The sequence below is a fragment of the Bizionia sp. genome, assembly GCF_048259285.1.
Lineage (GTDB): Bacteria > Bacteroidota > Bacteroidia > Flavobacteriales > Flavobacteriaceae > Algorimicrobium > Algorimicrobium hallyeonense.
In genome coordinates this window covers 1-12,027 of the sequence record NZ_JBLXHU010000051.1, presented here as the reverse complement: position 1 = coordinate 12,027, position 12,027 = coordinate 1, and the positions used below count along the sequence as shown (strand labels likewise).

Annotated in this window: 9 protein-coding genes; 3 read left to right on the top strand and 6 right to left on the bottom strand. The window is 33.1% G+C overall.

Annotated elements, in window-relative coordinates; genetic code table 11:
- Positions 1 to 82: 82 nt before the first annotated feature.
- Positions 83 to 241, top strand: coding sequence for a hypothetical protein (locus ACN0QX_RS14120; protein WP_248398905.1), 159 nt, complete (start codon positions 83 to 85; stop codon positions 239 to 241).
- A gap of 35 nt (positions 242 to 276) precedes the next feature.
- On the opposite strand, the gene ACN0QX_RS14115 is transcribed toward ACN0QX_RS14120, so the two are convergent.
- The gene (locus ACN0QX_RS14115) at positions 277 to 897 is read right to left on the bottom strand and encodes an L-threonylcarbamoyladenylate synthase (protein WP_417197864.1); all 621 of its coding nucleotides are present in this window, start codon (positions 895 to 897) and stop codon (positions 277 to 279) included.
- A gap of 42 nt (positions 898 to 939) precedes the next feature.
- Here ACN0QX_RS14115 and ACN0QX_RS14110 point away from each other — a divergent pair, with 42 nt between their 5' ends.
- Positions 940 to 1,815 carry an alpha/beta hydrolase fold domain-containing protein gene (locus ACN0QX_RS14110; RefSeq protein WP_417197866.1) on the top strand — a complete coding sequence of 292 codons (876 nt, stop codon included), beginning with the start codon at positions 940 to 942 and terminating at the stop codon, positions 1,813 to 1,815.
- Positions 1,816 to 1,820: 5 nt separating this feature from the next.
- Here ACN0QX_RS14110 and ACN0QX_RS14105 read toward each other — a convergent pair whose 3' ends face one another.
- Positions 1,821 to 4,154 (bottom strand): ATP-dependent helicase, encoded by a 2,334-nt coding sequence (locus ACN0QX_RS14105; protein WP_248398899.1) that lies wholly within the window; start codon positions 4,152 to 4,154, stop codon positions 1,821 to 1,823.
- Between the two features lie 101 nt (positions 4,155 to 4,255).
- Positions 4,256 to 5,680 (bottom strand): hypothetical protein, encoded by a 1,425-nt coding sequence (locus ACN0QX_RS14100; protein ID WP_417197862.1) that lies wholly within the window; start codon positions 5,678 to 5,680, stop codon positions 4,256 to 4,258.
- Positions 5,681 to 5,877: 197 nt separating this feature from the next.
- On the opposite strand from ACN0QX_RS14100, the gene ACN0QX_RS14095 reads away from it, so the two are divergent.
- Entirely contained in the window at positions 5,878 to 7,437 is a 1,560-nt protein-coding gene (locus tag ACN0QX_RS14095) for an FMN-binding glutamate synthase family protein (protein WP_376861060.1), read from the top strand.
- On the opposite strand, the gene ACN0QX_RS14090 is transcribed toward ACN0QX_RS14095, so the two are convergent.
- The 3 genes from ACN0QX_RS14090 to ACN0QX_RS14080 form a co-directional block, all read right to left on the bottom strand.
- Positions 7,434 to 8,174, bottom strand: a complete 741-nt coding sequence (locus tag ACN0QX_RS14090; RefSeq protein ID WP_417197859.1) for a LytR/AlgR family response regulator transcription factor — start codon at positions 8,172 to 8,174, stop codon at positions 7,434 to 7,436. The two genes, ACN0QX_RS14095 and ACN0QX_RS14090, sit on opposite strands and share 4 nt — an antisense overlap.
- On the bottom strand, positions 8,171 to 11,116 hold the full coding sequence (locus ACN0QX_RS14085; RefSeq protein ID WP_417197857.1) for a histidine kinase: 2,946 nt from the start codon (positions 11,114 to 11,116) through the stop codon (positions 8,171 to 8,173). Before ACN0QX_RS14085 ends, ACN0QX_RS14090 begins: the two co-directional genes overlap by 4 nt.
- A gap of 304 nt (positions 11,117 to 11,420) precedes the next feature.
- The coding region (locus tag ACN0QX_RS14080; RefSeq protein WP_417197855.1) for a type II CAAX prenyl endopeptidase Rce1 family protein at positions 11,421 to 12,027 on the bottom strand (607 nt) is incomplete at its 5' end.

Sequence of the window (12,027 nt, the reverse complement as noted above, 5' to 3'; positions counted from 1 at the left end):
TAAATTTAAGTAACCCAAAACTACCGTAACTTTTTCTTTGTGAAATTTTTTGGCAATCGCCTACTTCAAAACCAATTTTACTATGAAACAGACATTACACTATGAGTTTGAAAGAAAATCTAAAAATCATTTGGATTGGCTTATCAATGTGATTAAATCTGAAAAATATTTTCAAGCAGACTCTATTATCATAAGCGGTAAGGAGTCCAACCGATTTTCAAGAAATTTAAAATCCGCTTAATACTCAAAAACAAAAAAAAGGTGGTTTAAAGATTTCTAAAAAATCTTTAAACTACCTTTTCCTTCTCTCACTATTATTGGTGTGTCTTCAGATAAATCGATAACGGTAGATGCCACGTTATCACCATAACCAGCATCTATAACCAAATCGACTAAATTTTCCCATTTTTCAAAAATCAATTCAGGATCTGTAGTATATTCCAAAACATCATCTTCATCACGAATGGATGTAGAAATAATAGGGTTTCCTAATTGCTTTACTATTTCCAACGCTATATTATTACTAGGCACACGAATACCAACGGTTTTCTTTTTTTTAAAAACAGAAGGAAGGGATTTTGCTCCTGGTAAAATAAAAGTGTACGGCCCAGGAAGCGCCCGTTTTAAAATTTTAAAAGTTGTGGTGTCTATTTGCTTAACATAATCGCTTAAATTACTTAAATCGTGACAGATAAAAGAAAAATTTGACTTTTCTAGCTTGACACCTTTAATTCTAGCAATTTTTTCCAAAGCTTTTACATTGGTAATATCACACCCTAACCCATAAACGGTATCGGTTGGATAAATAATTAAACCGCCTCGTTTTAAAATTTCAACAACCCGCTTAATCTCTTTCGGATTTGGGTTTTCTTCGTATATTCTTATAAATTCAGCCATACTATTATTCGGAAAATATCGTTAACTTAAGCAAGATACTTAATTCTATTTATTATGAAAACTATTCATTCGCTCTTATTGTGCTCATTAACAGTTTTACTTGTGTTTTCATGCGATTCCGATGATGAGACCTCTCAAGGCTCAAATTTAAACGCCGCAGCCTATTACGAAAAATTAAATGTTTCTTACGGAAATAGTATTCATCAAAAATTTGATATTTATCTTCCAGCAAATAGAACTCTAGATACCAATGTTATGATTTTGGTACACGGAGGCGGTTGGAGTGCAGGTGACAAAAGTGACATGAATGGTTTTAGAGATTTTATTAAAAATGAATTTCCAAACATGGGTATTGTAAACATGAATTACCGCTTAGCCGACGCCAACAATCAGCCATACCCGATGCAAATTAATGATATTACAGCTGTAATTAATTATTTAAAAAATGAACGCGAATTTTATGTTATTGATGATGATTTTGCGTTTATAGGCGTAAGTGCTGGCGCACATTTAGCATTATTATGGAGCTATGCCTTTGATACTGGCTCTGATATAGATATGGTTTGCAGCATTGTTGGACCTACCAATTTAGCGGATCCTGCATATTTGAGCAATACGAATCCTGAATTACAAGCGCTTTTAGATCTTTATGGTCTTGATGCCTCTATAGAATTTCTAGAAGAAGCAAGCCCATATCATCGTGCCACAGCTTCTGCACCGCCTACCATATTGTTTTACGGGGGAATGGACCCGCTAATTCCTGTATCACAAGGAACCGATATGCATGCGAAGTTGGATAATTTAGGTGTTACCAATGAATTCACCCTATACCCAAATGCAGGTCATGGCTGGATTGGTCTTGAATTGTTAGATTCCACTATTAAACTAAAAGCCTTTATGCAAACACATTTTGATTAGCACTTTTATCCAATCACTTCTAATTTAGCAAAGCGTAATAATAACTTTTTAACACCACCATTGTTAAATTTTATTTCCGCTTTTGTGTCCCCTCCGGCGCCTTCAATTTTTAAAACTTCGCCTTTACCAAAACGCAAATGCTCTACCATATTTCCTACGGCTAATTTACCATCAAATAGATTTGTATTCCCTTTGGTTTGACTTACCGGCTTTAAATTTTTAGAAGTCGGCAATTCCTTCTTCACCACTTTAGAAACGGGTGCACCTTTCTTCTTAAAAGTAGGTTGAACTGGTTTTTTAAAACGCACTTTATTGGGTTCCGGATCGCCAAAAATATCAGCATCTAGCATCGGGTTAAATCGGCGTTCTTCAATTGGTGTTATAATATCTAAATACTGCTCGTCTATTTCTTCAATAAAGCGACTTGGGTCTGAATCAATCAGTTTTCCCCAACGGTAACGGGATAAAGCATAGGTTAAATAGGCTTGTTTTTCAGCACGGGTTAAAGCAACATAAAACAAACGACGCTCCTCCTCCAACTCACTTCTCGTTCCCATACTCATGGCTGACGGAAATAAATCTTCCTCCAAACCAACTATATATACATACGGAAATTCCAAGCCTTTTGCCAAGTGAATAGTCATTAAAGCTACGTGATCGGCATCGCCTTTATCCGCATCTAAATCGGTAGCCAGAGCCACATCTTCTAAAAACTCTGCTAATGACGCCGTGGCATCTGCAATTTCTTTTTGCCCTTCAACAAAATCTTTAATACCATTTAATAGTTCTTCAATATTTTCCATTCTAGCAACACCTTCAGGCGTGCTATCTTTATTTAATTCACGAATTAAACCACTAGCTTTGGTTACATGCTCCGCCAGATCAAAGGCATTGGCGGTTTGATTCATAACCTGAAAACTCTCAATAAGCGTTGTAAAATCTCTTAATTTATTACGTGCTCCCGAGTTGATATTTACATCTACTTTATCAATGTTTTGAAGGACTTCAAAAATGGTTTTACCGTATCCATTTGCTGCCACAACCAATCTATCCATAGTTGTTTGCCCAATACCACGAGCCGGGTAATTAATAACACGTTTTAAAGCCTCCTCATCAGCTGGGTTAATAATTAAACGTAAGTAAGACAGGACATCCTTAATTTCCTTTCGCTGATAAAATGATAAACCACCATAAATACGATACGGAATATCTCGCTTTCTTAAGGCATCTTCAATAGAACGGGATTGCGCATTAGTTCTATACAAAACAGCAAAATCGCTATTTGGCAATTGATTTTGCATTTTGTTTTCAAAAATAGAACTTGCTACAAAACGCCCTTCATCACCATCGGTTAACGAACGGTTGACTTTTATTTTAGCACCTTCATCATTGGCCGTCCAAACTATTTTATCAAGCTTGGTTTGGTTTTTATCAATGATGGAATTCGCGGCATTTACAATATTTTTTGTAGAACGGTAATTCTGCTCCAAACGAAAGAGCTTCACATCCTCATAATCCTTTTGGAAGTTTAAAATATTATTAATGTTAGCGCCTCGGAAGGCATAGATACTTTGGGCATCATCCCCTACCACACAGATGTTCTGAAAACGATCTGATAAGGCACGAACAATTAAATACTGCGAGTGGTTGGTATCCTGATACTCATCCACCAAAATGTAGCGGAATTTATCTTGATATTTTGCTAATACTTCGGGGAAACGCGTAAGCAATTCGTTGGTTTTTAATAGTAAATCATCAAAATCCATAACACCTGCTTTAAAACAGCGATCCACGTAATTTTTATAAATTTCGCCTAATCGTGGACGTCTAGCCATTTTATCAGCTTCCATTAATTCTGGATTCTGAAAATAGGCTTTTACAGTTATTAAGCTGTTTTTGTATGATGAAATTCGGGAACGAATCTGTTTCGTTTTATAGATTTCCTTATCCAAATTCATTTCTTTAATTATAGACGCAATTAACCTATCAGAATCTTGGGTGTCATAAATGGTGAAATTGCTTGGATAGCCCAATTTATCGGCTTCAAAACGCAAAATTTTAGCAAAAACGGAGTGGAAAGTTCCCATCCAAAGGTTTTTTGCTTCACTTTCACCAACAATAGTTGCAATACGCGCTTTCATTTCACGTGCTGCTTTGTTGGTAAATGTTAATGATAGGATATTAAAGGCATCCACACCTTGACTCATGAGGTACGCAATACGATACGTCAAGACACGTGTTTTGCCAGAACCAGCTCCTGCAATAACAATCATCGGTCCATCTTTCTGCAATGTTGGCGCAAGTTGCGCTTCATTTAACTGGCTTAAATACTTCTCCAAACTTCTATAATTTTTAAAGTGTGAAAATAACCAATGTTAGCCGTTTAGGCCGTCGGTTTTATGAATAATTATAAACAATTTAATCAGAAAAATTGAGGATTTTATTCAAACGTCATAGCTTTAAGTAATCCAGCTCGCGTATTAATCCAGATATAATTGAAAACCGATTGGTTTTTGTTTCTTTCAATACCTTGCTTGGTAACTTCTTTAAATTGAGATTCGCGGTTATTACTATTTTTGGAAACAAAAATGTTTACTACATCGGATAAAAACGTATTTTTTTCTTTACCACCTTCTTGCAGTACAACCACATCAAAATTTTGATATTTTGTTTTGAAATCAATTTGTGAGAGATTGTCATTACCATCAATAGTTAGATAGGTTTTTTCCAATTCACCTTCCAAACGCACATTTAAATTGGGTTGTAAAAATGTATTTAAATACGATGCTTTCAATAAATCTATTTCTGCTTGGAATAGAAATCTATCTTGAATATTATTCACATCAAACTCCCAATTAGCATGCAATGGCGCATGATCCATAAATTGCGTTTTTATATCCAATGTTGTTTTTGTTGGCGACACATACGTATTACTCACGTTTTTTATTGTGGCATGAAAATCATTAAAATTAACCGTTCCGGCTTGACGATCTGCTTTTACCTTTTCGGAATAACTAATTTTGGTATCCACAATTATAACCTCATCAATAGCTAAATCAAACTTTAAATCTCGTAGCATTTTGCTGTAAAGTGGTTTGATACTCATATCATCAGCTACCAATTTATCACGATATATGTCTGCATCAATTTCTGTTATTAACACCTGCGGACTTTTAATTTGAAGGATGGAGTCCTGACGAAAACCATAATTAAAATCCTTTAGTTGAAATGATTTTATGGTTACATCATAATGATCGCGTTCTACTTTTATAACGCGAGACAATTCTTTTTTGGAATAGTTAGTTTTTATTGAAACATCTTGCAAATTAATTTGTTCCTTTTGAATACTAGATTTTCCTGTTCTTAAATCATCATATTCACCCATTTTAAAAAACAAATTATCAAAAATTAGGTTTAAATTTTCATACGTTATTGGGATTTTTTGATGTTTCGTTTTTTCGTCAAAACGAATATTCTCCAGTGAAAATTGAGTATTTTTCACTTGTAGCATTAAGGAATCTGTTGACACATCATGAATTTGAATGCTTCCGTTTTCTATATTAAAATCATCCAACTTCACGATCTTATTAAACGGTTTGTTAGATTTCGATTTATATGCAGACTTTTGGACTTTCGGGTTGTGGTTATATACAACATGAGGACTTTCTAATTTTAAATCCGAAACATGAATGGTATTATTCATGATATAGTTCCAATAACCAACATCTTTCACCAATAATTGTTTTAGTTTCAGTGTTAGTAATGTATCATTGGTTGTTTCGCCAATTCTAGAAAATTTAAGCGCATCGACTTCCAAGCTACCCGTAAAAATGTTCACACGTAAATCTGAATACGTGACGCTCATGGTTTTAGGAAGTTCGTTTTCAAGAAAACTTGTTAGTTTATTTTGCACAAACCACTGTACAACAAACAACAGTATGAAAAAACCAATAATTATTCCGAGTCCTATTTTTAACCACTTTTTTCCAGATTTACCCATTTTATAAAGATATCTAATTTTTCAGATTAATTTTAAATATCTTTACGTAAAAATTTTACTCTATGAATGCTTTCCTTGATTTTTTAGGCGACATATCTTGGTGGATGTGGATTCTTATTGCGTTAATTTTAGTTGCTATTCGCGATGTGTTTTTTCAAAGACGACACACCATTAGCCATAACTTTCCAATAGTGGGTCACTTCCGTTATATGTTGGAAAAAATTGGACCAGAATTAAGACAATATTTAGTTGCCAATAACCGCGAGGAACTTCCTTTTAACCGAATTGAGCGGAGCTGGATTTACGCCTCGGCAAAAAAACAAAATAACTACGAGGGCTTTGGAACCGATAGAGATATTTATGCACATCAGCATATTTTTATCAATAATGCCATGATGCCTTTTAAAATTCCAGAAAATCATCCGCATACTATAGACCCTACGTTTTTACCTTGTGCCAAAGTAATGGGGCTTTATAACAACCGAAGAAAACCTTATAGGCCAGCTTCTGTTATTAATGTTAGCGCCATGAGTTTTGGGTCTTTATCAGCCAAGGCTGTAGAATCCATGAATAAAGGTGTAAAAATGGCTGACGCTTATCATAACACTGGTGAAGGTGGATTGTCTCCATACCATTCGCATGGTGGGGATGTTGTCTTTCACTTTGGAACGGGTTATTTTGGCGTCCGAAGTGATGATGGTACGTTTTCGATGGAGAAGTTAATAGCCTTGGTTGAAAAGAATCCATTTGTAAAAGCTATTGAAATTAAGCTGTCCCAAGGTGCTAAACCTGGAAAAGGTGGCGTATTACCAGGTGCAAAAATAACGCAAGAAATATCAGATATAAGACATGTACCATTAGGTAAAGACGTGTTATCTCCTCCTACGCACTCTGCCTTTTCAAATGTTCCGGAAATGATGGTTTTTATAGAACAAATTGCCGAAGCAACCGGATTACCGGTTGGAATTAAAGCGGCTATTGGAAAATTAGAGCAATGGGAAGAGTTGGCCGATATTATGGTTAAAACTGGTAAAGGCCCAGACTTTATAACGGTAGATGGTGGCGAAGGTGGAACTGGTGCAGCACCTCCAAGTTTTGCAGATCACGTATCCTTACCTTGGGTTTTTGGTTTTAGTGATTTATATAAAGTGTTTAAAAATAGAAACTTGACAGAACGTATTGTTTTTGTTGGTAGTGGAAAGTTAGGTTTTCCAGCTAAAGCCGCTATGGCATTTGCCATGGGAGCCGACTGTATTAATGTTGCCCGTGAAGCCATGATGAGTATTGGTTGTATTCAGGCGCAAGTTTGCCATACTAATCGTTGTCCTGCTGGAGTGGCTACACAAAATAAATGGCTGCAAAGCGGTATTGATCCAACATTAAAATCTGAAAGATTAGCGCAGTATTTTAAAACTTTTAGAAAGGAATTTATTGAAATTACACACGCGGCAGGATATGAACATCCATGCCAGTTTAAAATGAGTGATGTAGCTGTAAATGTAGACGACCAAACGCTTACTAAAGAATTAGACAGAACCTATATGTACAACAAAACGGTTGTCCCGTTTAAAAGCGTTCAAGACTTGAAAGATTGTCAATATCTAGGCGGCTTTAAAGCCTAATTAAATAAATTTAGAAAGGCTTTTTTGTTTGTTTTAGATATGGGTACTCGGTACTCATTGTCTAAAACTAGATAGCCTTCATTTTCAAAATGACGTACTTTTCCTAAATTTATAATATGCGATTTATGACATTTAAAAAATTTAGCACTTAATAGTTTTTCAAACTTCCCCAAATTATAAGAACTTGTTATGGTTACACCATTTATAATATGAATTTTGGTATAACCATCATAACCTTCTAAATGAAGAACCTCTTCCTGTGGTATAAAAGAAATCCCCTTTTGGGTTGGAATTATGACTTTATTATTTTTAGAAATATTCTCTTCTATCAGATTCACTAATTTTAAATTATTGGCACTTTCATTCTTCAATTTAATAACATCCAGAGCTTTATTGATGGCAATAACCAAATCGTTATTATCTATAGGTTTCAACACATAATCAATGGCCGATTTTTTAAAAGCTTCAATAGCATACTCACTATACGCCGTAACAAAAATGACTTGAAAATTAACAGCTGTAAGTTTTGAAAGTAATTCAAAGCCATTTATTCTCGGCATTTGAATATCTAAAAACAGTATACTAACCTCTTGTTTTTCTAATGCAACGATAGCATCTTCAGGTTTTTGATAAGCGCCTAGAATTTCAATTTCAGGAAACAAATTTTCAATTTTTTTCTGTAACCCTTTGAGGTTTGAAATTTCATCATCGACTAATATGGCTGTTATGTTTTTCATTTTTGTTTTTTGGTAATTATAAACACAGATTTGTTGCCTTTATCTACACTGTTTGGATTTAACTCTTCCGTTTTATAATCTATTTTCCATTTTTCAGAATAATTTAAAAAATGCAATCTATCATGCAACACATTGGACGATTTCACATCCTCACTTTGTCTGTTATTGATATTTACAAAACCTACACCATCATCCATAATTTCTACTTTAAAGGTGTGTTCATTCATGTATATAAAATTTAAGGTAACCAAACCATTATCCATTTTGTTAAACACGCCATGGTTTACGGCATTTTCAACTATAGGCTGCAATAGCATGGTTGGAATTTTAGTGTGCTTTGTGTCCAAATTAGGATCTACATGAACCACAAAGTTTAATTTCTCTTTAAAGCGAAGTTTCTCAATTTCTAAATAGTTTTGAAGTAAACTAACTTCTGTTGCTAATGATATTTCGTTTTCTTTTGAAAGTTCAAAAAATTGCCTAATGAGCTTGGAAAACTTCACTAGATATAACTCGGAAGTTTCAAAATTATTTTCTCCTATATAATACTGAATCGCCGAAAGGGAATTGAATACAAAATGCGGATTCATTTGAGACCGTAAAGCTTTTAGCTGTAATTCCGATAAACGTTTATCCTCAAAAATTTTCTGATGCTTTTGAAATTGAGAGCGTTTTACAAAATGTCTTGATATTAATACGATGATAATAATAGCTAGTAAGACCATGGATGCTTTAAACCAAAATTTCTGCCACCACAAGGGCTGAATAGTAAAACTTACTTGATTAGTGAACCCTTGAGCCTCAATAAAAAGCGTGTAGTTCTCTGGTTGAAGATCATTAAAGTTTAAATTATTGGTTGTTGTTTGAGTCCAATCCTTATGAATAGGTTCTAGCTTGTAGTTATAGGATAAATTTTTCTGCCTTTCAGAATAATCTATATTAGAGATTTTAAAGTTTATACTACTATTATCTTCATACTGAAACACCGAATTACGCGTAGTAATAGGTTGATTGTTAAATAAAGCTTCCTCAAAATAAACATCTAATAATTGTGAAGTGTGTTTCTGATTTTTTGGTATAATAGCAACTCCATTATTGGTACCTATCATGAGTTTCTCTTCATAAACGAGCATATTGTTTACACTATTGGATGGCAGTCCGTTGTCTTTATCTATTAGCACTTGAAAAACGAACGTATCATTCGTTTTTGCGTACTTTAATACTCCAGACTCGGTTGCTAACCAAATGGTATTGTTTTCTAAATAGGCATTATTTACAATTAGAAATTCGGATTTAGGTAACTGTTTTATGGTTTTTAAATCTGTAATATAGGTGCCAAATCCGTCGGTATTTAGCAAAATCTCTGTGTCTGAAATTTTAGTAATACTTAATATGGATTGATTAAATTCTTTGTTATCAAATTGAATTGAAGAAATCATCTCGTCTTTAAATTCCTTTAAACCACTTGATGTGGCTACTAAAAACCTATCATTGAATATCAGCAATTCATTAATCCCACTTTGTAGATATTCGTTCTCAATACTAAATTTTTCAGGGTTAATTTTATTGATTCCTACGGAGAAATGCCCAAACAAATAATCATTATAATAAACGAGCTGACGTGCCTTATCATTCATAAAGTAAACAGGGTCTTGAACATCAAGATCTAAAATCACCTTATTTTTTACTGTTTTAATATGGCGTTTAGACATATAAAACTCCGTATCTAATTCCTCTATATAAGTAGCATTAAAGAGATATTCTTCTTCATCTATAAATGGTGAAAATTCATTTTTGGATTTGTTAAACTTATAAAAGCCTTTATTAAAAACATGAGCTATAATGTTATCATTTACCTTCCCTATACTATTTACTTTCTCGCCTGTTAAACAATATTTTATATTTTGTTTTTCTATGGGTAAATGGTAAACGCCATCTGTAAAAGTACTTATCCAAATAGACCCTGTTTTGTCTATAAGCGCAAAATGGGCTTTTAAATGTTCAGGTATATAATACGTGTTTTTAATGTGAAAATTTTCATCTAAAACACCAACAAATCCGTTTCCAGAGATCTGGATTTTACTGTTTACTATATTTATTCTTACGTGTTTAGATTGCTCTAATGCTAGTTCATCCTTAAAATTCCGATTATGTATTTCTAAAGTATTTAAATTAAGAAGGGAATACTGCTTATCATTTACCCAATAAAACAGACTGTCAGTAATTTGACCTCTTTTATGAATTCTATTTAAAACATCTTTAAAGCCATAACTTTTAATGGTTTTATTGTTTTTATCTTGAACAAAAACAGAATCCAATAATTCTGTTGTTTTAAAACTAGAAATAGTAGGATGGTCAATAAAGCTATTGGCAGCAATAGAGTCTCCTAATCGATACTTCATTAAAAGCTTCCACTTTTCATTTTTTAAAACATGAAATGTATTAGAGCTTGTTAAGAACATTTTATTTCCGACTTGACTTGAATAAATAGGATTAAAAATTTCGCCTTTTAGCTCACTTTCAAAAGCATATACACTATCATTTTCAATAAATCCTAGTTTGGATGATTTAGAGAGGTACCATAATTTTCCATTTGGAGTGGTAAAAACCTCCCAAACATCGTTAGTTGCCAAACCATCTTTGGTGGTAAAAATTCTCATGTCATTCCCATTATACTTTACCAAGCCTTTATCAGTAGCAATCCATAAAAACCCTTTTTCGTCTTGGGCTATTTTATAGATGTGGTTACTGGGCAAGCCATTTTTTGTAGAGTAATTGGTGAATTGCTGTCCATATGAAAAGGTACATGCGAAAAGAAAAGCATACAGAAGATATTTCTTTTTGGTTACTCTTTTTGGCTTCTTAAATAAGATATACAATTCAGAAAAAAAACGCCATAACAAAATGAGAATTATGATGGTATGGCGCTTTTCATGTTTCAAGGTTTCGTTTTTTATAAAAATAATGTAATCTTTTTTAAATTATTAATATGCAGCAACATCATTTTAATTAGAGATACATGTGTTTTTATCTGTAATATCTCCATGAAAACATATTATCCAGGTTTTTTCTGGTTTTCAATACCCCTTTTGCTACAAAAATTAAGGTAAAGAGTCAGGTTTTTAAAAAACTTTTTACTACTTATTTAAACAAACATAGTTTTTGTATTAGCGAAAAACAATTGCCGTTTAAACAAACCTGTATTTGTCGCAAGGAACTGTCTGTTGTATTTAACGATGATAAATTTTAAAAATAAATATCAAATTTTTGAATAATTGCCATAAAATCCATTAAAAATGCGACTCCTATATGAATAATAATTCCGCCAATAATAGATTTACTGTGTAAAGAAATAACACCTAAAAGGTAACCGCCAAATATTGAGCCTATAATTTCTCCAGTAGGTTTTCCAACATGAAAAAAAACATACAATGCTACCATAGGTAATATAGACTTTGAGCCCAAAATTTTAACCATACTTAAAACAAGAAATCCTCTAAAAAACCATTCTATAGAGATAAAATCTAATAAATATACAGGTTCATAAATAGCTAAAGCATGCATCTTATTTATGGTGTTACCTGTATAACCAATTGAAGGGTATTGATTTAAAAAACCAGGTTGAAATGATGCAATAATAATTACAGGAATTACAAATAGCAAAAGTAAAAAATAGGGTTTCCAACTTAATTTTTTTGTTGAAAAACCATAAAAATTGGTGTTATACTTTTCGAAAAAATAATAGAAAAATAAAATTCCGAAGGAAAATATAAGGGTACGCATTGCTCTAGTGGCTATTTTAATATAAAAAAAAGCTTTTTCAGGTGCAGTATTTTCATAAATCCATTTGTAG

Coding starts and splice junctions, on each gene's coding strand:
- ACN0QX_RS14115 (WP_417197864.1), bottom strand. CDS start 897: ATGGCTGAATTTATAAGAATATACGAAGAAAACCCAAATCCGAAAGAG.
- ACN0QX_RS14090 (WP_417197859.1), bottom strand. CDS start 8,174: ATGAAAAACATAACAGCCATATTAGTCGATGATGAAATTTCAAACCTC.
- ACN0QX_RS14100 (WP_417197862.1), bottom strand. CDS start 5,680: ATGAGCGTCACGTATTCAGATTTACGTGTGAACATTTTTACGGGTAGC.
- ACN0QX_RS14095 (WP_376861060.1), top strand. CDS start 5,878: ATGAATGCTTTCCTTGATTTTTTAGGCGACATATCTTGGTGGATGTGG.
- ACN0QX_RS14120 (WP_248398905.1), top strand. CDS start 83: ATGAAACAGACATTACACTATGAGTTTGAAAGAAAATCTAAAAATCAT.